A 22,261-nucleotide genomic window follows, 5' to 3' on the forward strand; every position below is an offset into this window, starting at 1 on the left:
GCTTTGGCGATGACTCAATCCGACGCTTCCTGTCTCGCCCTCCCCGCGGATCTGCTTGCCGCCGAGGAGGCCATGCTGCAAGCCGCCCTGGCGGCCGTTGGATCCGGCGACGGTCAACGCTGGGCCGCAAGCCTCCGTTTTGAAGGGCTCCGCCTGCTTCCGGTGGCGGTGCGGCTGGCCCGAGCACTGATCGCTGCCGGTCAGGACCTGTTGATGGTTTGGCCCGATGCCGGTGCTGCCGCCCTGGCCCGGCGCGATGCGGAGGACCTCAAGGAGGTGATCCTTGATTTCAATCAGCTCAAACGGGCGGAAAGCGATGTTCCCGACACCCGCCTTCTGCTTGCGGTGAACCCCTCCCCTGCGGATTACGAGGAGTTCCAGGCCTTGTGTGAGAACCACGCAGGAGTGGTTCTGATGCTGAATGGACGTCTCGAAGACGCCGCCGTCGGCATCGGCAGCGTGGCCCGGGAGCGCCGAAAGGGTTTCGTGGCCAGCTGGCAGCAGGCCTACTGGCTCCAGCCCCTGGAGGGAGGAGCGTTGATGCGTTGCTTCCCCGATGACTGGCGTCTCTATCGCCAGGATCCCGATGGTTACCGGCAACTAGAGGTGCTCCCCGAACGTCCGGATCCCGACACCACAGCAGCGCTTCTGGCCGGTGAAGATCCCGACAGCATCAAGCAACAGCTGTCCGGGGTCGACCGCTTCCTTGATGGTCTGCGCAATTGAGTCGCCTCTGGCTTGATCCAGGCTCAGACCCTCCTTAAGGTTCAAGCCCAGGCTCCCCTTCGATGGTGCTCAACAGGCTTCGATCCCTTTCACCCATCGATGCCGTGGCTGGAGTCGTCGCCTTGGCCGCTCTGGCCGGGGTTGTCTGGTCCCCCAAGCTTTCGAATGCGGTCGCCAAGGCCACCGGTGCCGTGAAGCCTGTGCAGGTGAGCGTTGATGTGGTGCGGCTGTACAGCGCTGATTCCGAGCAGCTGCTGAATTCAGTGCGGGAGGAAGCAGCCCTCAACATCGTGATTCGCAATCAACCGGCCGGACGGGTGAGCCTGGTGTCGGTGGATGACGTCACCACTTCACTGACGGCGGTGCAGCCCGATGGTTCGGTGGTGCTCGCCGATGCCCCCGCCACGGCTCTACCCCGCCATGCCCGGTTTGTGATGGAGGCCCAGGCTGAGATCAAACCCTCCGGTGTTGTGATCGGTGGCACCAAGCTCAAGGTGGGTGTGCCCGTTGAGCTGGAGGGTCGCCTCTACCGCTTGAACGGTGTCGTGAGCGGAGTGATGCCTCTGTGATTCGCTCTGCCCTGGTCTCCCTGCTGGTGCTGGCGCCCCAGTTGCCCGTTAGGGCAGCGCCTCCACTGTTGGCACCACCTCCGGTGGTGCAGCGTCAGGGCCAGGCCATGCTCAGCGGCGGTGCACTGTGCCCGGCCCTGCAGACGGCCCTGGAATCAGCGGTGGGCACGGAAGAGCGGCTTTGGAGCGTCAGCGTTGTCGATCAACGGGGTCAGCTGCTGGCTGATCTGAACGGGGGGATCCCTCGGATTCCTGCATCGAATCAGAAACTGGTCAGCACGGCCTTTGCCCTGGATCGCCTCGGCCCCGACTTCCGTCTGAAGACGCAGCTGTTGCGTCATTCCGATGGATCACTGGAGATCGTGGGGGAGGGCGATCCCGACCTCAGCATTGCCGAGATCCAAAAGTTCGCCATGGTGGCCCTCGGCCAGGGCGGCTCCAGCAGCACCTCCAGCTCCGCCTCTGCGCCGGTTCAGCTGATGGTGCGGGAGGAACCGCGTCAACTCTGGTGGCCTGCCGATTGGGATCCTGCGGATCGCTCCTACGCCTACGGCGCACCGATCACTCGCCTTGCTCTCACCAGCAACGCCCTGCACATGGCGGTGATGGATCCAGCGGCACGGCTGCAGCGGATCCTCAACTCCACCGTGCAGCAGCAAGGGGGACAGATCCGCCTGCAGATGGTTGATCAGCGGACCCGAGAGGCGGCCCTTGCTCGGAACTGGCGAGCGAGTGTTGTCCTGCACAGCGAGGATTCCGCGCCGATGCACGCCCTGCTCAGCCTGGCCAACACGGAGAGCCACAATTTCACCGCTGAGGTGCTGATGCGTGAAGCGGCGGACGTTTGGGATGTGAACCGTGCGTCCATCGCCACCACCCGCTGGTTGCAAGCCCAGGGCATCCCGATGACGGGACTTCGGCTGCGGGACGGCAGCGGACTCTCACGGGGCAACCGTCTCACCAGCCGTTCCCTGTCTGTGCTGCTGTGGCGCATGGCGCAACACCCCCTGGCGGCTTACTACCAGGCCTCGATGGCGATTGCAGGCCAGAGGGGAACGCTGCGCAACTACTTCTGGGGCACACCACTTGTGGGTCGCTTCTGGGGAAAGACCGGCACCCTCAGAGGAGTTCGTTCGATCTCCGGCATTCTTGAAACCACCAACGGACCGCGTTACGTGAGCATGATTGCCAACGGGTCCTATGCACCCAACTCCGTGATGGGCCAGATCCTGCTGGCCAGCCAGAGGATCAGCCGTTGCCCCGCATGGACCGCAGCCGTGACGCTGCCCGCTGAGCCCGACTGAACGGAACGGTTTTGCTGTCGTCGCCAGCGTTGGCGCCAGGGGCCGCAGAGCGGATCGTCTGAATCTTGGAGAGCTCCTGACGGCCGGCCATGACCACCTGGGCCATTTCCTTGAGGCGAACCTCCAGCTCCCCCAGGGTCTGCTCGGCGTAACGGTTGGCCCCGTCCTGAACGCCGGCTGCTTCCTGGCGGCTGCGTTGGATCAGCGACTCGCACTGCTGTTGGGTCTGCTGGCGGAACTGCAGCGCGTCGTTGTGAATTCGCTCGGCCTCATCCCGGCCTTCCTTCTGCAGACGCAGGGCTTCACGGCGAATCGTCTCCAGGTCCTGCAGCGCCTGCTGTCGATTGGCTTCGTGCTGCTCAGCGTGATGGCGCTTGAGTTCCGCTGCATTGGCCTCGATCTGTTGGATTTGCTGCTGCGCCTGTTGGCGGCTGGCGTCGAGTCGTTCAGCGTGTTGACGCTTCAGCTCAATCGCTTCTTGATCCAGCTGCTGGCGACGCTCCAGTGCTTCCTGCTCCAGCTGCTGGCGGCGTGAGGCGAACTGCTGTTCCAACTGGGCCAGTTTGCTTTGCATCTCCTGCTCCAACTTCGCCCCCTGCTCGCGCGTTTTCTGGAGCAACTGCTCACACTGCTGGCGGGCTTGCTCACGCATCTCATTCACCTGCCGTTCCGCTTCCTGGCGGATGGCAGCGTTGTTCACCAGCTGCTCGCGCTGACGCTGGGCCTGTTCAACGATCTCCTCGGCGTTCCTGCGAGCGGTGTTGATGAACTCGTCCCGGCGATCCAGCAGTTTGGCGGCCCGTTCCAGCTCCTTCGGCAATTCATCGCGGACGGCATCCAGCAGCTCGACGGCATCCGTTTCGTTGACCAGACGTCCGCCGGTGAAGGGCAGCCGACTGCCCTCCAGCACAACTTCCTCCAGCTGATCGAGTTGATCGAGAACGGAGAACCGGACGTCGTTCATCTCAGCTGATATGGAAAGTTGAATTAAAGAGCCTGTTGAGGTCCTTCGCCACCTCTGGCGGAACCATGTGGTCGATCGATCCACCGAAGCGGGCCACTTCTTTCACCACCGAGCTGCTGAGGAAGCTGTGGCGGGCCGTCGTGGCCATGAACACAGTTTCCAGATCGTCTGCCAAGGAGCGGTTGGTGTGGGCGATCTGCAGTTCGTATTCGAAGTCACTCATCGCTCGCAGGCCCCTCAGGATCAGGTCGGCGCGATGGGTGACGGCACAGTTCACGGTGAGGCCATCGAAACTGATCACCTCAACGCCGGAGAGGTGGCGTGTCGCCGTGCGGATCTGTTCGATCCGCTCTTCGACACTGAACGCGGGTCGTTTGCTCGGATTGCTGAGCACCGCGACAACCACCTCTCCAAACAGGCTCACCGCCCGCTCGATCAGGTCCATATGACCATTTGTGAGAGGGTCGAAACTGCCGGGGTAGAGCGCCCGCATCGGGAATCAGCGATGGGCGGATCCTATGCAGTGGATCGCTGTTTAGATTTCAATCAACGCATCCGTGCCATGAGCCTCGACGCCGACGCCAAGAAGGTCCTGCTTCGCAAGATCCCCCATGGGCTCTTTATCTGCGGCGTTCGCAACGGTGATGAGGTCAACGGATTCACGGCCAGCTGGGTGACCCAGGGATCGTTCGAACCGCCCTTGGTGGTGATGGGTGTTCGGGCTGACAGCAGCAGTCACGCCATCATCGAGGCCACCGGCAAGTTCTCTCTCAACGTGCTGCGGGCCGATCAGAAAGATCTGGCAGCCGTGTTCTTCAAGCCCCAGAAGGCACTTGGAGGTCGCTTTGAAGCGGCACCCTTCGAGGAGGGCGAACTTGGTCTTCCCCTGCTCACCGATGCCGTCGGTGGTGTGGAGTGCGAACTCGTGGGATCGATCAAGCATGGTGACCACACCGTTTTTGTGGGCGAAGTGAAAACGGCGCGCCTGATCGCCGATGGCGAGGCCCTGAACCTGGCCAGCACCGGCTGGAATTACGGCGGCTGAGCTGGCCTGGTGGATGCCGCCTCCGGTGCACCGCTGCTGACGCAGCCCGAGCGTCTTGAACGCCGGCTCAAGGAGATCCCCGCTGAGCCGGGTTGCTATCTGATGCGGGACGGCGACGACCGGATCCTCTACGTCGGTAAGTCGAAGGCGTTGCGCAGCCGCGTGCGCAGCTATTTCCGCAGTCGGCATGACCTGTCGCCACGGATCCGGCTGATGACACGCCAGGTCTGTGAGATTGAGTTCATCGTCACCGACAGCGAGGCTGAGGCCCTCGTTCTCGAGTCGAACCTGATCAAGAACCATCAGCCGCACTTCAATGTGCTGCTGAAGGACGACAAGAAATACCCCTACCTCTGCATCACCTGGAGTGAGGCCTACCCGCGGATTTTCATCACCCGTCGCCGTCGCTTCCGCAGCCCCCTGGATCGCTTTTATGGGCCCTATGTCGATGTGGGTCTGCTGCGCCGCACCCTGTTCCTGGTGAAGCGGGTGTTCCCGCTGCGGCAACGCCCCCGGCCGATGTACCCCGATCGCACCTGCCTCAACTACAGCATCGGGCGCTGTCCGGGGGTCTGCCAGGAAAAAATCAGCTCAGAGGACTATCACCGCACCCTGCGCAAGGTGGCGATGGTGTTTCAGGGCCGCAGCGATGAACTGCAGCAGCTGCTTCAGGAACAGATGGAGCGGTATGCCGAGCGAATGGACTACGAGTCGGCTGCCCGGGTTCGCGATCAACTTCAGGGGCTTGATCAGCTCACCGCTGATCAGAAGATGAGCCTGCCGGATTCCTCGGTAAGTCGCGATGTGCTGGCCCTTGCCTTCGATGAACGTTTGGCGGCCGTGCAGCTGTTTCAGATGCGCGCCGGGAAGCTGGTGGGACGTCTTGGCTACACCGCTGACGCCTCAGGTCTGGAACCTGGGTTGATCCTGCAACGGGTGATTGAAGAGCACTACAGCCAGGTGGATTCCGTTGAGGTGCCCCCCGAGTTGTTGGTGCAGCACGCTCTGCCCCAGCAGAAACTGATGGAGGATTGGCTCTCGGAACAGCGCGAGCGTCGGGTGCAGATCCACTGCCCGCAGCGCCAGCAGAAAGCCGACCTGATTGAACTGGTGCAGCGCAACGCGGAGTTTGAGTTGCTCCGCGCCAAGCAAGGTCAGGAGAAGCAGTCGTTGGCCACGGAGGATCTGGCGCAACTGCTGGAGTTGCCCACCCCGCCGCGGCGGATCGAGGGTTACGACATCAGTCACATCCAGGGCAGCGATGCCGTGGCCTCCCAGGTGGTGTTCATCGACGGGCTGCCCGCCAAGCAGCACTACCGCAAGTACAAGATCCGCAGCAGCAGCATCCGCGCTGGCCACAGCGACGACTTCATGGCGATGGCGGAAATCATGCGCCGTCGTTTTCGGCGCTGGGCCCGGGCCAAGGCGGAAGGGGTGGATGTGGGTGCCCTGCGTCACAAAGGTGGCAGCGCTCTGCAGACCGACGGCCTCAACGACTGGCCCGATGTGGTGATGATCGACGGCGGCAAAGGCCAGCTCTCTGCCGTGATGGAGGCCCTGCGCGAGCTTGATCTGCACGAGGATCTCAACGTCTGCTCCCTCGCCAAGCAGCGCGAGGAGGTGTTTCTCCCCGGCGAAAGCCAGCCGCTGGAGAGTGAACCGGATCAGCTCGGAGTTGTGCTCCTTCGCCGCCTTCGCGACGAAGCCCACCGTTTCGCTGTCAGCTTCCATCGCCAGCAGCGTGGTGAGCGGATGAAGCGTTCACGCCTCTCGGACATCCCCGGAGTTGGGCCCAAGCGGGTCAAGGATCTCTTGGCCCACTTCCATTCAATTGATGCCATCCAGCTGGCATCGGTTGAGACCCTGTCCAAGGCCCCTGGCGTAGGACCGGCTCTGGCCCGCGACATCCACGATTTCTTCCATCCTTCCGACGACCGAGCCGACGCTGATGCCAGGGCTGCTTTAGAAGAGCAGCCTCAGGAACTCTCCGCATGATCCGTCAGCTCTGCATGGTTCTGGCAGGAGTGTTTCTTCTCGCCACTCCGGTCTGGGCGTCTCCCGGGCTGTGCACCGGGCCTGTGTGTGCCGACGGCATCACCCGCAGCGCCAAGAACCACTGGCAGCTGGTGCTGCGGCTCAACGATCAGCAGGGCCATCGCGAAAAAGTGGTGATGAATTGCCGGGCTGGCCAGTTGAGCCCCATGGCCGGACCCGTGGATCGCGCCTATGCCACCGCCCTGGGTCGTCGCGCCTGCCGTCTTGCTGGGGAGGACAGCTGACGGTGGATCTCAGTCTCGTTTTTCCCCATCAGCTGTTTGAGCACCATCCCGCGCTTCGGGCGGGACGGGCCGTTGCCCTGATCGAAGATCCGTTGCTGTTCGGCACTGATCCCCGCTGGCCCATCCAGGTGCATCGGCAGCGCCTGCTCCTGCATCGGGCCTCAATGAATGCCTATGCCGAGATGCTTCAGGCCAAGGGCTTCACCGTGTTGCGGGTGCTGCAGGGGCAGGCGGCCAGCACCGCTGAAATCCTCGGAGATCTGCTCGATCAGGGCTATCGGTCCTTTCATCTGGCGGATCCGGTGGACGATGTTCTGAGCCAACGGATCTCCGCCTTCGCCTCCCGCCACGGCTGCGGTCTGGAGATCGTCGCCACCCCGATGCTGCTCACTCCAGAGGCCGTCATCGAGGACCATTTCGCCTCCGGCAAGAAGCCCCTGATGGGTCGCTTCTACGAGATGCAGCGCAAGCGACTGGATCTGCTGATCGATCCTGACGGTGGTCCTGTCGGTGGCCGCTGGAGTTTCGATGCCGACAACCGCAAGAAGCTCCCCAAGGGAATCTTGGTTCCAGAGCCCCCGGCCGAATGCTCGAGTGGCTCGGTTGCCCTCGTTGAGGCTGCCCGGCAGCAGCTCATCGGGGAGGGGGTGACCGGCATCGGCAGCTGGGACGGGTTCCATTACCCCGTCACCCATGGCGATGCAGCCCGTTGGCTGGATCAATTCCTCGAACAACGCCTGCGCGAGTTCGGGGCTTACGAGGATGCGATCAGCACCCAGCACCAGGTGATGTGGCACAGCGTGCTCACGCCGATGCTCAACATCGGTCTGCTCACGCCGCAGCAGGTGCTGGATCGAACGCTGGAGTGGGCTAAAGCCGGTGACATCCCCCTCAATTCATTGGAGGGATTTCTGCGTCAGATCGTCGGCTGGCGGGAGTTCATGGCGGCGATGTACCGGCGCCACGGGGTGGAGATGCGCAACGGCAATTTCTGGGGCTTCGACGACCGGCCGATTCCCTCCGCCTTCTACACCGCATCCACGGGTCTGCCCCCGATTGATGACGCCATCCGCCATGCCTTGGAGACCGGCTATTGCCATCACATCGAACGCCTGATGCTTCTGGGCAATGTGATGCTCCTCTGCGGATTCCATCCAACCCGGATCTACACCTGGTTCATGGAGCTGTTTGTGGATGCCTACGACTGGGTGATGGTTCCCAACGTCTATGGCATGAGTCAGTTCGCTGATGGTGGCATCTTCACCACCAAGCCCTATCTCTCCGGCTCGAACTACGTGCGCAAGATGTCGGATTACCGCAAAGGTGAGTGGTGTGACACCTGGGATGGCCTGTTCTGGACGTTCATCCATCGCCATCAGGATTTCTTTCGGCGCCAATACCGGCTGGCGATGATGGCCCGCAACCTGGATCGCATGGCTCCCGACGTTCTGTTGGCCCATCAGCGTCGAGCCTGCGATTTTCTTGACGCGCTCACCTGAACCCTGCGTAAGGTCGCCCCAGTTCAGTTGTGTTGATGACGTTTTCGCCCGAGGCCTACCTCTGGTTCAAGACCCTGCACATCGTTGGGGTCGTGGTTTGGTTTGCGGGCCTCTTTTATCTAGTGCGCCTGTTCATCTATCACGTTGAAACTGAGGAGTTGGCACCGGAACTGCAGCAGCCGTTCCGCGATCAGTACACCCTGATGGAGAAACGGCTCGCCAACATCATCACCACGCCTGGAATGGCTGTGGCGGTATCGATGGCCATCGGGTTGCTGCTGGCCCAGCCCTCTTGGCTTCAGCAGGGTTGGATGCACGCCAAGCTCGGTTTTGTGGCGGCCCTGCTGGCTTACCACGTGTTTTGTTACCGGCTGATGGGCCAACTCCACTCCGGCACCTGTGCTTGGTCAGGCAAGCAGCTGCGCGCCCTGAATGAGCTGCCCACGTTGCTGCTGGTGATCGTGGTGATGCTGGTGGTGTTCAAAACGCAGTTCCCCACCAGCGCAGCGACCTGGTTCATCGTCGCCCTGGTGGTGTTCATGGCAGCGTCGATTCAGTTCTATGCCCGTTGGCGCCGCCTGCGGGCCGAAGCCTCCGCCAAAGCCTGAGATGAGGGTTGAGATGACCCACCCCCTCAAAGTCGTGCTCGAACAGGTGGGACCGTCGAGCTGTCCCACCACGCACAACTTTCACTGCCACACCGTCTGCAGTGACGGCAGCCTCGAACCGCTCGAGCTCATCCAGCAGGCCACCGATCGGGGGCTCAAGCACCTGGCGGTGACGGATCACCACAGCAGCCATGCCCACCGGGAGATCCAGGTCTGGCTGGATCAGCGGCGAGCCAGTGGTGTTGAGGTCCCCACGGTGTGGAGCGGCATGGAAATCAGTGCACTGCTGAAGGGATGCCTCGTTCATGTGCTTGCCCTTGGCTTCGAGCTCAACCACCCTGCGCTCCAGCCCTACAACCGTGGAGATGCCGTCGTCGGTGAACCGCTAAGGGCTGAGTCGGTGGTGAAAGCCATCCATGAAGCCGGTGGATTGGCAGTGTTGGCCCATCCAGCCCGTTACCGCCTGGGCCATGACGTCCTGATCGATGAGGCTGCCCGGCTTGGTTTCGATGGTGGTGAGGCCTGGTACGACTACGAGATGCAACCAACCTGGTCCGCCAGCCCGTTGATCTGTGAGGCCATCGATCGTCAGCTGAGCAACCTTGGCCTTTTGCGTACGTGTGGCACCGATACCCATGGAATTGACCTTTGCGGCCGCTAAGTTCATTCCATCTCAGTTCCGGTCGACATGGGCTTCTTGGATCGTCTGCTGAAAAAGGATTCCGCAGATTCCGACTCCACGATTCAGCCGCGCAAGCCGGCAAAGGAGAAGCCAGCCGAGTTCTTCCTTGATGCCGACGCTTCCTCCTCTCTCGGGGATGTGAACTACATGCGCGAGTCGAAGACGATTCGCCGCACCTTCCCCGGCACCGTCGACAGTCCCGGCACCAAGGAGCAGATCATGGAGGTGGCTGCTGAAACCGAGAAGCTTGAGAAGCGCAGCGATGGCCTCGGTGGCGTCGTTAAGAAGGAAGAATCAATCAGCCTCAACGCGGGCATTCCCACCCCAGTGAAGAAAACCTTCGCTGAGCAGGTGAGCACCGAGGAGATGAGCAAGCGCCTCAAGGGCACGGCCATCACGGGTGTGAACACCCCTGCTCCCGCCGGTGCTGCTCCCCTCGGCCGTAAGGAAGAGCTGAACCCCAAGGAGGAACCAGTGGCCAAGGCGGGTTCTGCTGCGCCGTCCTCCAAGCCTGGATCGATCGATCCGTTCCGTCAGATGGTTCGCGACCTCAACAAATAGGGCTCCCCCGTTCAATCTGGGCTTCACTGCTGATCACCAGCTGTTGCAGGTGAAGCAGCTGGTCTTTCGATGCTGACATCCAAAGGCCTCGATTCGAGGCCTCCAGCAGCCGTTCGGCCATGTCCCTCAGCACCCAGGGGTTGCTCTCCTTGAGGAAGTCGAGGATTTCCGGCTGGCTGAGCCACTGTTCACACAGCGCGCCGTAACACCAATCGGGAACGCGATCGGTGGAGGCGTCGTAGGCAAAGAGGTAGTCAAGGCTGGCCCCCATCTCGAAGGCACCCTTGTAGCCGTGCTGCATCATTCCCTCGATCCAGCGGGGGTTGAGCATGCGGCTGCGCATCACCTTGTCCAATTCCTTTTCGAGCCGGTGCAGGCGAGGCCGTTCGGGGCGGGAATGGTCTCCGAACCACAGTTGCGGCCGTGCTCCTGAAACCTCTTCCACAGCGGCACTGAGGCCCCCCTGGAATTGGTAATAGTCGTCGGAATCGAGCAGATCGTGCTCGCGGTTGTCCTGGTTATGGAGCACCACCTGCACCCTGCCCAGGGCTTGCTCGAGGCCGGAACGATCAAGACTGGGGGCAGCGGCACCGTCGTACGACCATTGGCTCCAACTGAGAAAGGCCTGGCCCAGGTCTGCTCGGGAATCCCAGGCGCCACTGTCGATCAGGGCTTGCAGACCGGCTCCGTAGGCACCGGGGGCGGACCCATAAATGCGGCCCTGGGGCCCACCTTGACGGGTGAGTTCAGCCAGGGGATTCAGTTCATCCGGTTCATCGAGGGCCGCCACCATCGACTGGGCTTGATGCACCCAGCCCACCAACTGGGGGAAGGCGTCGCGAAACAGCCCGGAGATGCGCAGCACCACATCCACCCGCGGTCGACCCAGCAAACGGGCTGGGATCACCTCCAGGTCCACCATCCTTCGGGTGGGGCCATCCCAAACCGGTCGAACACCGATCAGGGCCAGCAGCTGGGCAATATCTTCTCCGCCATTGCGCATCGTTGCTGTTCCCCAGACCGATAACGCCAGATGGCGCAGCGGTTCCCCCTGCTCCAGCAGATGGAGATCCAGCAACTGTTCCGCCGAGCGTCGCCCCAGGTCCCAGGCGGCTTCCGTGGGCAAGCCCCGCAGATCGACGGAATAAAAATTGCGGCCGGTGGGCAACACATCGGGGCGACCACGACTCGGTGCTCCTGAGGGACCCGCAGCGATGCGCTGCCCCTGAATGCCCCGCAGGAAGGCCTCTTTTTCAGCTGAGGCACAACTGTTCAAGCGGGGCCAGAGGTCGTCGTGCAGGTTCTGCAGGCAGGGATCCTTTCGGCTCCAGGTCTGGAACGGTTCCGCCAGTCCGTCGCTCTGTTCCCCATGGATGATCCCTCGGATCAACAACTGGGCCTGCTGTTCCAGCCAGGCGCAACCATCCCCCACCCGTCGACAGTTCGCGCCACCCAGCAGCCTCAGGCGGGTCTGATCCGCCTCCGAGAGCTTGTCGCCTTCGTCCTGCTGCCAGGGGTCAAAGTCCAGTTCTGCCTGCAGGGCCATGGCTTGCAGCAAGCCGGGCTGCCCCTGCCTGGGGGGACGGGCCAGGGCGACCAGCAGCTCATCGGCGGCTTCTGTCGATGGCGCCACACCAAACCGATGCAAGCCCGTGCGGATCTGCGATTCCTTGAGCTCGCAGAGATAGGTCTCGGCCTGATCCAGACAGGTCTCCAGCAGCTCCGGTTGGCGGCGAATCTCCGCTTGGCTGGGGATTCCGGGCCAGTTGAGGGACAGCAGGCTGGAATGAACTGCCTGTTCCAGCACCCGGGCCCTCTGGCCGCCCAACTGCCTCACCTCCACCAGTTCATCCAGCAGGCCCTCCAACCGTTGCAGTGGTCCGTGCAATCCAGCACGCCCCAAGGGCGGTGTGAGGTGGTCCAGCACCACGGCATGACCCCGTCGCTTGGCCTGAGATCCTTCGCCGGGATCGTTGACGATGAAGGGGTAGAGGTGAGGGATCGGTCCAAGGGCCAGCTCGGGGCCGCAGGCATCGCTCAACCCCACCGACTTGCCCGGCAGCCATTCCGCACTGCCGTGCTTGCCCACATGCAGCATCACCTGGGTCTGATGCACGCAGCGCAGCCAGAGGTACTGAGCCAGATACCGGTGCGGTGGCGGCAGATCCGGTGAGTGGAGATCGGCGATCTGATCGGCGTCATAGCCGCGATCCGGCTGGATCAGCACCACCACATGGCCGAAGCGCAGGCCATGAATGGCAAACCCCCTGTTTGGATCCAGATCGCAGGCGGCTTCTGGAGGTCCCCAACGGGATTCGATCAAGCGTCGAGCCGATTCCGGAACGCTGTTCCACCACTTCTGATAGGTGGTGAGGGGCAGATGATCCAGCGCTGGGCGGTGCTGTCCTTCCGGTGCATTGGTGCGGCCGGACAACAGCTGTTGCATCAGGCCATCGCCTGAATCCGGCAAGGCTCCCGAACCGAGGTCATGGCCGGCGTCAGCCAGCCAGCGGAGCATCCGCGCCGTGCTGTCTGGCGTATCAAGGCCCACACCATTGGCCACACGACCGTCGCGAACTGGATAGTTGGCCAGCACCATCGCGATGCGCCTCTGGGCACAGGGGGTCTGTCGCAGCTCCACCCAGCGACGGCTGTGCTCTGCCAGCCACGCGAGTCCAGATGGATCCGGCTGCAGGCAGGGAATGGCCGTTGCCAGGGGGCCGGTGGTCTGCAGATGGTCACGAAAACCGCAGGGCCTCGTGGTGATTCGAGCATCCAGCTCCGGCATCACCACCTGCAACGACAGATCCATCGGATTCAGCCCCTGGCTGCTCTCCAGCCAGTGGGCCCGGCTGCGGCTGCTGCTGAGCAGCTGCAACACCGGTCGATCGAGACGATCCCAGAGAGGGCTACCAAGGCCGGCCTGTTCGGTCTGCACCGAAGCAAATGACGTGCCCGCAATCACCAGCTCAGCATTTTGCTGTTTCAACAGGTCGTGGACGCCGGCCTGCACCGCCGGGTTTCTCAGGCTGCTGACCCAGAGCAGACAGGGCCGCAGTCCCTCTTTTCGTAGTGCGGCCGTGAGGGCATCCGCCAGGGCAAGGTCTCCGGCTTGAAACTGAGCCCGATAGAGAACGATGCCCACCGCAGCCCCGGCTTCGTCGCGCCAATCCCAGGGCATTGGATCGGGGCAAGGCACCACCGCAACGTTGCCGGGTGATGGGGGGGTGCCCTCCAGCAGAGCCTCGAGAGCTCCGAGGAACCGCCCCATGTTGTCGATGCCCCCTTCCCGCAGCAGTGCCGACAGCTGATCGGCCAGTTCAGAACTGCAGGATCCCAGCCCATGCAGCTCGTTGCTCTGATCAGCCGTTCCGGCAAGGACGATCAGTTGTCGCTGCTTTGCTTCGCTGCACCAGCGCTGCAGTTGCTCCAGGCCGTAGCTCCAGTGCCCACGGCTGCCGAGCAGGCGCACCACGATCAAGTGCGCCGCCTGGGCGGTGGTATTGAGGTAATGGTCCAGCTGCGCTGGGTGGTCCAGACAGCTCAGGGGCAACGCCCGAATCCGCTCGTTCCAGGCCGGGTTGCTCGGCAGGCTTGCGTCCAGGCAGCTGATGTCTGTGCCTGCGCTGGTGAGGAAGAGCACATCCGCGCCCGGCTGCTCCACGAGCACCACATCTTCCGGTGGGTCCAGACCCGGACAGGTGGCAAGGCGATGCATGACCCCATTCTCCGTGTTGCGGTGCGCGGTGGTGAGAAGATTCAGCGATCGGATCCATCACGGTGATGCATCAGTTCCTGCCCTATGCCTGGTTCCAGGGCCAGTGCGTCCCCTTCGAGGAGGCCAGGATCTCCATTGCCACCCATGCCCTGCACTACGGCACCGGTGCCTTCGGCGGCATGCGCGCCATTCCCGATCCCCAGAACAGCAACACCATGCTGCTGTTCCGTGCTGATCGGCACGCCCGGCGTCTCAGCCAGAGCGCCAGGTTGCTGCTCACGGATCTGAGTGAGGACACGATCCTCTCGGCTCTCACGGCAATGCTCCAGGCCAACAAGCCTGATCAGCCGATCTATCTGCGGCCCTTTGTGTACACCAGCGATCTGGGCATCGCCCCGCGTCTGCACAACATCGAGACCGACTTCCTGATTTACGGACTCCCCCTGGGGGATTACCTGTCTCCGGAGGGGGTGAGCTGCAGGATCAGCAGCTGGACCCGCCAGGAGGACCGCTCCCTGCCGCTGCGCGGCAAGATCTCCGGCGCCTACATCACCAGTTCCCTGGCCAAGACGGAAGCCGTGCAGAGCGGTTTCGACGAAGCCTTGCTGTTGAACAGTCGCGGCAAGATCAGTGAAGCCAGCGGCATGAACCTGTTTCTGGTGCGTGATGGCCAGCTGATCACGCCTGGAGTTGATCAGGACATCCTTGAGGGCATCACCCGCGCCAGCGTGATTGAGCTGGCCAAAGCGATGGACATCACTGTGATTGAACGTCCGGTGGACAAAACCGAGTTGTTCATCGCCGACGAAGTGTTCCTGTCCGGCACGGCCGCCAAGGTGACGCCGATCCGTCAGATCGAATCAACGGTGCTGAACGCCAATCGTCCTGTGATGGATGCCCTGAAGGCCAAGCTCGTGGCGATCACCGAAGGACGTGATCCCGCCTATGAGCACTGGGTGACCCGTATTCCGATCTCCTAAATCAACAGCCTGAAGTTCGCCCTGAGCTTTTCTTAAGATCGGGGCTTCCACGAGGGTGCATCGATGGTGGTGACGCAGGCAGATCGGCAAGCCACCACCTCTGCATTCCTCGAGTACCTGCATGGGCCACAGCGTCCTGTGCTTGTGTTCGACGGTGCCACTGGCACCAGCCTTCAGGGGCTTGGGCTCACGGCGGATGATTTCGGTGGTCCTGACCTCGAGGGTTGCAACGAGAACCTGGCGGTCACCAAGCCGGATGCAGTCAAGGCAGTGCATCGCCAGTTCCTCGAGGTGGGCTGCGATGTCATCGAAACCGATACCTTCGGCGCTGCATCGATTGTGCTGGCGGAATACGGCCTGGAAGACAAGGCCTTTGAGCTGAACAAGCGGGCAGCCGAGCTGGCCCGGGAAATGGCTGATGAATTCAGCACCCCTGAGAAGCCACGTTTCGTGGCGGGCTCCATGGGGCCCACCACCAAGCTGCCCACCCTTGGCCACATCGATTTCGACACGATGCGGGATTCGTTCCGCGAGCAGGCTGAGGGACTGATCGCTGGCAACGTCGACCTGTTCATCGTCGAAACCTGTCAGGACGTGCTGCAGATCAAGGCAGCACTCCAGGGCATCGAAGCGGCCTTTGCCGCCACTGGTGAGCGGCGAGCCCTGATGGTCTCCGTCACGATGGAAACCACGGGCACCATGCTCGTCGGCACGGACATCGCCGCTGTGGTGTCGATCCTTGAGCCATTCCCGATCGACATCCTCGGCCTGAACTGCGCCACCGGTCCGGAGCAGATGAAGGAGCACATTCGCTACCTCTCTGAGCATTCCCCCTTCACCGTCAGCTGCATTCCCAACGCCGGACTGCCGGAAAACGTTGGCGGGGTGGCCCATTACCGCCTCACGCCGGTGGAGCTGAAGATGCAGCTGATGCACTTCGTTGAAGACCTCGGCGTGCAGGTGATCGGTGGATGCTGCGGCACCACTCCCGCCCACATCGGCAGCCTTGCGGAACTGGCGCAGGAGCTCAAGCCGGCTGAACGCCCCTCCCGCTGGGATCGTGCCAGCGCGGAGGATGTGCGCCCCAGCCTCAATTATGAGCCCGCAGCCTCATCGATCTATGGCGTCACCCCCTACCACCAGGACAATTCTTTCCTGATCATTGGTGAGCGGCTCAATGCCAGTGGCAGTCGCAAGGTGCGCGAACTGCTGGCGGAGGAAGACTGGGACGGGCTGGTGTCGGTGGCCCGCGGCCAGGTGAAGGAGAACGCCCACGTACTCGACGTGAACGTCGACTACGTCGGTCGCGATGGCGAACGGGACATGCACGAGCTGGTGAGCCGTCTGGTTACCAACGTCAACCTGCCCCTGATGCTCGATTCCACCGAGTGGCAGAAGATGGAGGCGGGCCTGAAGGTGGCTGGGGGGAAATGCATTCTCAACTCCACCAACTACGAAGACGGTGACGAGCGCTTCTTCAAGGTTCTGGAGCTGGCTCGCCGCTACGGCGCCGCTGTGGTGGTCGGCACGATCGATGAAGACGGGATGGCCAGAACGGCCGAGAAGAAGTTCACCATCGCCCAGCGGGCCTATCGCGATGCCCTCGAGTTCGGCATCCCTGCCCACGAGATCTTCTACGACCCCCTGGCCCTTCCCATCTCCACTGGCATTGAGGAAGACCGGCTGAATGGTCGCGCCACCGTGGATGCCATTCGGATGATCCGGGAGAACCTGCCCGGCGTGCACGTGGTGCTCGGGGTCAGCAATGTGAGTTTCGGCCTGTCACCGGCGGCCAGGATCACCCTCAATTCGGTTTTCCTTCACGACTGCTGTGAAGCCGGCATGGATTCGGCCATCGTCAGCCCCGCCAAGATCCTCCCGCTGATCAAGATCAGCGACGACCACCAGAAGGTGTGTCGTGATCTGATCAATGACAACCGCCGTTTCGAGGACGGCATCTGCGTCTACGACCCGCTCACCGAACTCACAAAGCTGTTTGAGGGAGTGAGCACCAAGGAAGCCCGTGCTTCAGGCCCCTCGCTGGCGGATCTGCCGATTGAGGAACGGCTCAAGCAGCACATCATTGATGGTGAGCGCATCGGCCTGGAGCCCTCCCTGGATGAGGCGTTGCAGACCTACCCCCCTCTGCAGATCATCAACACCTTCCTTCTGGATGGCATGAAGGTGGTGGGTGAATTGTTCGGCAGTGGCCAGATGCAGCTCCCCTTCGTGCTGCAAAGCGCCGAGACGATGAAATCCGCCGTGGCTCACCTTGAGCCGCATATGGAGAAAAGCGAGGGCGAGAGCACAAGCAAGGGCAAGTTCCTGATCGCCACGGTGAAGGGCGATGTCCACGACATCGGCAAGAACCTGGTGGACATCATCCTCACCAACAACGGTTATGAGGTGATCAATCTGGGCATCAAGCAGAGCTGTGAAGCCATCGTTGAGGCCCAACGTGAACATCAGGCCGATTGCATCGCCATGAGTGGTCTGCTGGTGAAGTCCACGGCCTTCATGAAGGACAACCTTCAGGCCTTCAACGATGCGGGCATTGATGTTCCTGTGATCCTCGGCGGTGCGGCACTGACCCCACGCTTCGTTCAGAAGGACTGCCGTGAGGTTTACGACGGCAAGGTGATCTACGGCCGTGATGCCTTCGCTGATCTGCGCTTCATGGATGCGTTGATGGATGCGAAGCGCAGCGACAACTGGACCAATACCAAGGGCTTTCTGGCTGATGCTCCCCAGGGGGTTGGCCTGGATGAAGAGTCGACAACCTCCGAGAGCGCTGAGGAGACATCCACCTCCGCATCGGATGCTCCGGCTGCGGATCTGCCGCCGGTGAGCTCAGATCGATCCGACGCCGTCCCAGCTGAAACAGCACCGGTGCCGCCCTTCCTCGGCTCTACGGTGATCACTGAGGCCGACATCGACATTGCCGAGGTCTTCCACTACCTCGATCGCAATGCCCTCTTCGCTGGCCAGTGGATGCTCCGCAAAACCAAGGAGCAGAGTCGGGACGACTACGAGGCGATGCTTCAGGAGAAGGCAGAGCCGGTGTTGCAGGAGTGGATGCAGCGCTGCATCCACGAGTCACTGTTGACCCCCCGGGCGGTGTACGGCTACTTCCCTGCGGGACGCGATGGCAACACCCTTCGGGTGTTTGATGCCGATGGCACGCGGGAACTCGGGTGTTTTGAGCTTCCCCGTCAACGCTCTGGCAACCGCTACTGCATTGCCGATTTCTTCAACGATCTGGACGCTGAGGGACGCCCGACGGACGTGTTGCCGATGCAGGCCGTGACCATGGGCCAGAAGGCCTCTGTGGTGGCGCAGGAGCTGTTCAAGGGCGATCGCTACAGCGATTACCTGTACTTCCATGGCCTGGCGGTTCAGATGGCCGAAGCGATGGCCGAATGGGTGCACGCACGGATTCGCTCGGAACTCGGTTTCGCAGATCCAGCTGGCATGCCCCTGCGGGATGTGCTCGCGCAGCGGTACCGCGGCAGCCGGTACTCCTTCGGCTACCCCGCCTGCCCGAATGTGGCTGACTCCAGGCAGCAGCTGGACTGGCTCGGGGCTGAGCGGATCGGCTTGAGCATGGACGCCAGCGACCAGCTCGAACCGGAGCAGAGCACCACAGCATTGGTGGCGCTGCACTCCCAGGCCCGTTACTTCAGCGCCTGAACCCTGAGGGGCGTCCCATAGCCTGAGGCGCCCTGTTTGTGTTCACCATGGCCATTGCCGGACCGGATGGTGTTGATGCCGCCATCAAAGCTGGTGTGGATCTTGATGGAAGTCCAATCCCTGAAGCGATGCTCGCCCTTTACAACCAGGTGATGGATCTGGAAAGTCAGCGCGCCCGCAGTGGTGTTCTGAAATCGATGCGCAACCGGGTGGTCAAGACCGGAGCCAAGCATTTCGACCAGGAAACGCTGAATCAAAGGCTCCTTGAGGCCGGATGGGACGGTCTGAAGGACAAGGAGATCGCTTTCTTCTACGGATGATCTCCTGCTGACGGAGAAGCACCCTCTGCCAGGCTCAGTCCTGGCAGAGCTTCTCCATCGTGTCGATCACCTCTTGCTGGAACGATTCCAGGGCACTGGACTCGCTCAGATCAAGGCCTTCGCCAGCGGCGTTCTGGGCCAAGTCCTGGAAATGAAAGGCTCCCTCTCCATTGGCAAGGAACTCGATCGCCGAGCTTTCACCGCTCTCGCGAAACGCATCGCAGAGCGCCAGAAAAGCAGCGTCTTCAGTGAACTCCCAATCCATCGAGTGGACATGACTGAATGACCTTTAACCCGCTCCCCCAGGGGTTCGTCAACCGTCTGAAGTCAAAATGTGCCAGTCCTTGGGCAGACTCCCCCTCAAACGAGCGCTCAGATGTCCAGCAGCAGCCCCGAATTTCCGCCGGCCAGGAACGTTCTTGGCGACCCACTGGTGAGTTGCAGTTGTGAACCGATGACGGGTTGGTATCGCAATGGTCTCTGCCAAACTGATCCATCGGATCTCGGCCAGCACAGCATCTGCTGCGTGATGACCGAGCAATTTCTCAGTTACAGCAAGGCCCAGGGCAATGACCTGAGTACACCGATGCCCGCGTTTCAGTTCCCGGGCTTGAAACCAGGGGACCACTGGTGCGTTTGTGCACCGCGCTGGAAACAGGCCTACGACGATGGCGTCGCACCGATGGTGCGCCTGGAGGCCACGGAAGACACAGCCCTGACGGTTGTCAGCCTCGAGCAGCTGAAGCAGCACGCTCACCAATCGATCGACTGACCGTCCCAGGCGAGAAAGGCTCCTGATTGTTCCGGGGTCTGTTGCAGCAACACCTCAACCAACTGACGCGCAGCCCGTTCTGGAGTGAAAAGTTTGTCTGGTGCCACGAAGCTCTGGAACGGACGAGACAGGGCTGTGTCGGTCGTACCGGGATGCAACAGGCTCACGGTGGCCAATGGCCAGCGGCGGGCCCATTCAATGCTCAGGCTGCGCAGCAGCTGGTTCTGAGCCGCCTTGGCCGCCCTGTAGCCGTACCAGCCCCCAGTGCGGTTGTCGCCAATGCTTCCCACGCGAGCACTGAGGCTGGCGAAATGAAAGGGTTGATCCTTCTGCAGCAAGGGCTCGATCGCCTTGGCCAGCAGGATCGGTGCCATGGCGTTGATGCCGAATTGCTCCTCCAACTGAGAACGATCGATCTGTTGAAGACGTTTTTCCGGTTGAAGCCCAGGACCATGCAAACGGCCGCTGCAGTTGAACACCAAACGCAGGGGGAGCCCCTGGGCTCGCAGGCTTGAGCTCAGACCATCCAGATCACTGTCGTTTTGGAGGTCCAGTTGAAGTGAGGAGGCCGGAGGTCCATGACGTCCAGCGGTCAGCACCTTCAGATCAGGGCAGGTGCGCTTCAGTTCTGCTGCCACCGCCGCTCCGATGCCGCCGGGGCCAACCACCAGAGCCAAGCCAGCCCAAGTGGTCGGAGCTTCTTCGACCATGTGAACTTGCTGCGAAGAGGAGATCGTCTAGCGGAAATCAGGCATCATCGGCTGGTGGCTCTGACAGCAGTTCTGGTGCCGATGCGCTGTCATTTCTGGCTCCCGGCCGCGATCGGAAGTCTTTTCATGGCCGCTTTGATCGGCTGGTTGGCTCGGCCGATCTCACAGCGGCCTGATCAGCTCAGATCAAGCTTGGCTGATCTGCTTGATCACGATTCAACCGTTGGTTCGAGTGTTGTTCCAAAAGTGCCGCTTGGTGCTGACCATGTGCCCCTCGAGATCCGCGTCGGTTTGGTCAGCCAGAGCCCTATCACCGCCTTCCGACCCGGACCCAACGTGCTCTGTCGCTACCAGCACGGCGATGTGATCCCTGCCCAAGAGCTGATGAAGAGGATCGCTTCCTCACCTCAGCATGAGATTCATTGCTCCGGTGGACCTGTTCAGATCAATCAGCAGCATTATCAAGGAGATGTATCACTGCTGAAAGGCCAAGGTGATTGGCTGCCGGTGGTCTCGCTTGATCTGGAGAACTACGTGGCCTCAGTGGTTGGCGCCGAAATGCCCAGCAGTTGGCATGGGGAAGCCCTCAAGGCGCAAGCCGTTGCAGCACGCTCCTATGCGATGGCGCATCTCGCCCGACCGGCAACGACGGCTTATCACCTGGGGGACACAACCCGTTGGCAGGTGTTTGCAGGGGACCAAAGCACCACCCCGGCCAGTCGTTCAGCAACACGCGAAACCCGCGGGATCATCCTGAGTTACAGCGGCGGCATTGTGGAAAGCCTTTATGCGTCAAATGCGCAGGTGAGTGCTGAAGCCCATGGCCATCTGGGCGCCAGCATGAGTCAATCAGGGGCACAGCAACTTGCCCATCAGGGACTCCCCTTCAATGCCATTCTCGGCAGGTACTACGCAGGAGCCTCGCTGGCACGGTTGACATGGCATGACCAGTGAACTTCTTCGAAAAGCGATGGAGGTCACGGTTGCAGCGACTGCATCCGGAGCCCTTGTTCCGCTCGACACCTCGTTGAGCCACCTGGTCGGGGAAAGAGGCTGTCGCTTTGAGTTGCGCCACCTCCTCAGCGCCACACCAAAACACCTTCGAGCATCGGGTCCAAAGCCGAATCCGTTTCTTCCCTGGGACCAACGTCTGGAGGTTGACCGGATCGGTGAATCCCACGTCGTGATCCTGAACAAATATCCCGTTCAGACCTCCCACATGTTGCTCATCACCCAGGACTGGCAACCCCAGACCGGTTGGTTGTCCTTAGAGGATTGGCACTCCCTCGCCAGGATTGATGCCACGACGACGGGGCTGTGGTTCTTCAACAGCGGGCCTGATGCCGGCGCCAGTCAGCCCCATCGACATCTGCAGTTGTTACCGCGATCAGAAGGGGAGCGGATCTGTGCTCGGGACGATTGGTTCCGTTCCTGTGCGGCTGGCACAACCACGTCTGCTCAGGATCCTCTGTTGCGCAGTGCACGGGTCGAAGCGATCAGTTCAACCCTGACGGGTGAAATGCTTCAAGCGTTGTATCTCGCCCTGGCTGAAGACATCGGTCTGGGGCACCCCAGCACCGATGAATGTCCTCGAGGGGCTTACAACCTGCTGATCACACGGCAGTGGATGGCCATGGTTCGCCGCAGCAGGGAGGGAATTCGCGGCTTCAGTGTCAACGCCCTCGGCTTCGCCGGATCCTTGTTGAGCACCGAAGTCTCCGATCGAGAGTGGATTCATCGTTCAGGACCGGAGGCCTTGCTTCAAGCTGTTGTTGACACGCAGGACTGAAAAGTTCGGTGATGGCACGGATGTCTTGACTTGCTTCTCTCTGCC

General features: G+C 61.7%; 21 protein-coding genes. 16 read left to right on the forward strand and 5 right to left on the reverse strand.

Translation table 11 applies throughout. From position 1 onward, the window contains the following. The first annotated feature begins 9 nt into the window (after nucleotides 1-9). The 3 genes from DXY04_RS10480 (at nucleotide 10) to dacB (ending at nucleotide 2,599) form a co-directional block, all read left to right on the forward strand. Nucleotides 10-726, forward strand: coding sequence for a DUF1995 family protein (locus DXY04_RS10480; RefSeq protein WP_115162008.1), 717 nt, complete (start codon nucleotides 10-12; stop codon nucleotides 724-726). A 62-nt stretch (nucleotides 727-788) separates the two neighbouring features. After that, nucleotides 789-1,295 (forward strand): DUF4330 domain-containing protein, encoded by a 507-nt coding sequence (locus tag DXY04_RS10485; RefSeq protein ID WP_115162009.1) that lies wholly within the window; start codon nucleotides 789-791, stop codon nucleotides 1,293-1,295. Then, the gene (gene dacB / locus DXY04_RS10490; RefSeq protein ID WP_115162010.1) at nucleotides 1,292-2,599 is read left to right on the forward strand and encodes a D-alanyl-D-alanine carboxypeptidase/D-alanyl-D-alanine-endopeptidase; all 1,308 of its coding nucleotides are present in this window, start codon (nucleotides 1,292-1,294) and stop codon (nucleotides 2,597-2,599) included. The genes DXY04_RS10485 and dacB overlap by 4 nt, the downstream gene beginning before the upstream one ends. Here dacB and DXY04_RS10495 read toward each other — a convergent pair. Next, nucleotides 2,544-3,563, reverse strand: coding sequence for a hypothetical protein (locus DXY04_RS10495; protein WP_115162011.1), 1,020 nt, complete (start codon nucleotides 3,561-3,563; stop codon nucleotides 2,544-2,546). The genes dacB and DXY04_RS10495 overlap by 56 nt on opposite strands. A 1-nt stretch (nucleotide 3,564) precedes the next feature. After that, complete coding sequence (coaD, locus tag DXY04_RS10500) at nucleotides 3,565-4,056, reverse strand: pantetheine-phosphate adenylyltransferase (protein ID WP_115162012.1); 492 nt, start codon at nucleotides 4,054-4,056, stop codon at nucleotides 3,565-3,567. Between the two features lie 69 nt (nucleotides 4,057-4,125). Here coaD and DXY04_RS10505 point away from each other — a divergent pair, with 69 nt between their 5' ends. The 7 genes from DXY04_RS10505 to DXY04_RS10535 are packed head-to-tail and all read left to right on the forward strand — an operon-like array spanning nucleotide 4,126 to nucleotide 10,237. Next, nucleotides 4,126-4,608 (forward strand): flavin reductase family protein, encoded by a 483-nt coding sequence (locus tag DXY04_RS10505; protein ID WP_115009275.1) that lies wholly within the window; start codon nucleotides 4,126-4,128, stop codon nucleotides 4,606-4,608. 9 nt (nucleotides 4,609-4,617) lie between these two features. Continuing rightward, a complete protein-coding gene (gene uvrC / locus DXY04_RS10510) occupies nucleotides 4,618-6,603 on the forward strand; it encodes an excinuclease ABC subunit UvrC (protein WP_115162013.1) in 1,986 nt (661 codons plus the stop codon). Next, a complete protein-coding gene (locus tag DXY04_RS10515; protein WP_115162014.1) occupies nucleotides 6,600-6,887 on the forward strand; it encodes a hypothetical protein in 288 nt (95 codons plus the stop codon). The genes uvrC and DXY04_RS10515 overlap by 4 nt, the downstream gene beginning before the upstream one ends. 2 nt (nucleotides 6,888-6,889) lie before the next feature. Beyond that, a complete protein-coding gene (locus DXY04_RS10520) occupies nucleotides 6,890-8,386 on the forward strand; it encodes a cryptochrome/photolyase family protein (RefSeq protein ID WP_115162015.1) in 1,497 nt (498 codons plus the stop codon). A 35-nt stretch (nucleotides 8,387-8,421) separates the two neighbouring features. Continuing rightward, nucleotides 8,422-8,994, forward strand: coding sequence for a protoporphyrinogen oxidase HemJ (gene hemJ / locus DXY04_RS10525; protein WP_115162016.1), 573 nt, complete (start codon nucleotides 8,422-8,424; stop codon nucleotides 8,992-8,994). 13 nt (nucleotides 8,995-9,007) lie between these two features. Beyond that, nucleotides 9,008-9,655, forward strand: coding sequence for a PHP domain-containing protein (locus tag DXY04_RS10530; protein ID WP_115162017.1), 648 nt, complete (start codon nucleotides 9,008-9,010; stop codon nucleotides 9,653-9,655). 27 nt (nucleotides 9,656-9,682) lie between these two features. Continuing rightward, nucleotides 9,683-10,237, forward strand: coding sequence for a hypothetical protein (locus DXY04_RS10535; protein ID WP_115162018.1), 555 nt, complete (start codon nucleotides 9,683-9,685; stop codon nucleotides 10,235-10,237). On the opposite strand, the gene cobN is transcribed toward DXY04_RS10535, so the two are convergent. Next, nucleotides 10,227-13,955, reverse strand: a complete 3,729-nt coding sequence (gene cobN / locus DXY04_RS10540) for a cobaltochelatase subunit CobN (RefSeq protein WP_115162019.1) — start codon at nucleotides 13,953-13,955, stop codon at nucleotides 10,227-10,229. The genes DXY04_RS10535 and cobN overlap by 11 nt on opposite strands. Before the next feature lie 65 nt (nucleotides 13,956-14,020). On the opposite strand from cobN, the gene DXY04_RS10545 reads away from it, so the two are divergent. From DXY04_RS10545 to DXY04_RS10555, 3 genes are all read left to right on the forward strand, one after another. Then, the gene (locus tag DXY04_RS10545; RefSeq protein ID WP_115162020.1) at nucleotides 14,021-14,935 is read left to right on the forward strand and encodes a branched-chain amino acid transaminase; all 915 of its coding nucleotides are present in this window, start codon (nucleotides 14,021-14,023) and stop codon (nucleotides 14,933-14,935) included. Between the two features lie 63 nt (nucleotides 14,936-14,998). Further along, nucleotides 14,999-18,625, forward strand: coding sequence for a methionine synthase (metH, locus tag DXY04_RS10550; RefSeq protein WP_115162021.1), 3,627 nt, complete (start codon nucleotides 14,999-15,001; stop codon nucleotides 18,623-18,625). Between the two features lie 47 nt (nucleotides 18,626-18,672). Continuing rightward, complete coding sequence (locus DXY04_RS10555; protein WP_114989215.1) at nucleotides 18,673-18,945, forward strand: DUF4090 family protein; 273 nt, start codon at nucleotides 18,673-18,675, stop codon at nucleotides 18,943-18,945. A 34-nt stretch (nucleotides 18,946-18,979) separates the two neighbouring features. On the opposite strand, the gene DXY04_RS10560 is transcribed toward DXY04_RS10555, so the two are convergent. Beyond that, nucleotides 18,980-19,210, reverse strand: coding sequence for a hypothetical protein (locus DXY04_RS10560; RefSeq protein ID WP_006851429.1), 231 nt, complete (start codon nucleotides 19,208-19,210; stop codon nucleotides 18,980-18,982). A gap of 111 nt (nucleotides 19,211-19,321) precedes the next feature. Here DXY04_RS10560 and DXY04_RS10565 point away from each other — a divergent pair, with 111 nt between their 5' ends. Further along, nucleotides 19,322-19,717 (forward strand): DUF2237 family protein, encoded by a 396-nt coding sequence (locus DXY04_RS10565; RefSeq protein ID WP_115162022.1) that lies wholly within the window; start codon nucleotides 19,322-19,324, stop codon nucleotides 19,715-19,717. Here the strand turns inward: DXY04_RS10565 and DXY04_RS10570 are convergent. Further along, the gene (locus tag DXY04_RS10570; protein WP_115162023.1) at nucleotides 19,699-20,427 is read right to left on the reverse strand and encodes an SDR family NAD(P)-dependent oxidoreductase; all 729 of its coding nucleotides are present in this window, start codon (nucleotides 20,425-20,427) and stop codon (nucleotides 19,699-19,701) included. The genes DXY04_RS10565 and DXY04_RS10570 overlap by 19 nt on opposite strands. A gap of 54 nt (nucleotides 20,428-20,481) precedes the next feature. Between DXY04_RS10570 and DXY04_RS10575 the strand changes: the two genes are divergently transcribed. Next, nucleotides 20,482-21,381, forward strand: coding sequence for a SpoIID/LytB domain-containing protein (locus tag DXY04_RS10575; protein ID WP_371634533.1), 900 nt, complete (start codon nucleotides 20,482-20,484; stop codon nucleotides 21,379-21,381). Continuing rightward, a complete protein-coding gene (locus DXY04_RS10580) occupies nucleotides 21,371-22,216 on the forward strand; it encodes a DUF4922 domain-containing protein (RefSeq protein ID WP_170951407.1) in 846 nt (281 codons plus the stop codon). Before DXY04_RS10575 ends, DXY04_RS10580 begins: the two co-directional genes overlap by 11 nt. Nucleotides 22,217-22,261 lie beyond the last annotated feature (45 nt).

It is taken from the genome of Synechococcus sp. UW86, assembly GCF_900474085.1.
Lineage (GTDB): Bacteria > Cyanobacteriota > Cyanobacteriia > PCC-6307 > Cyanobiaceae > Parasynechococcus.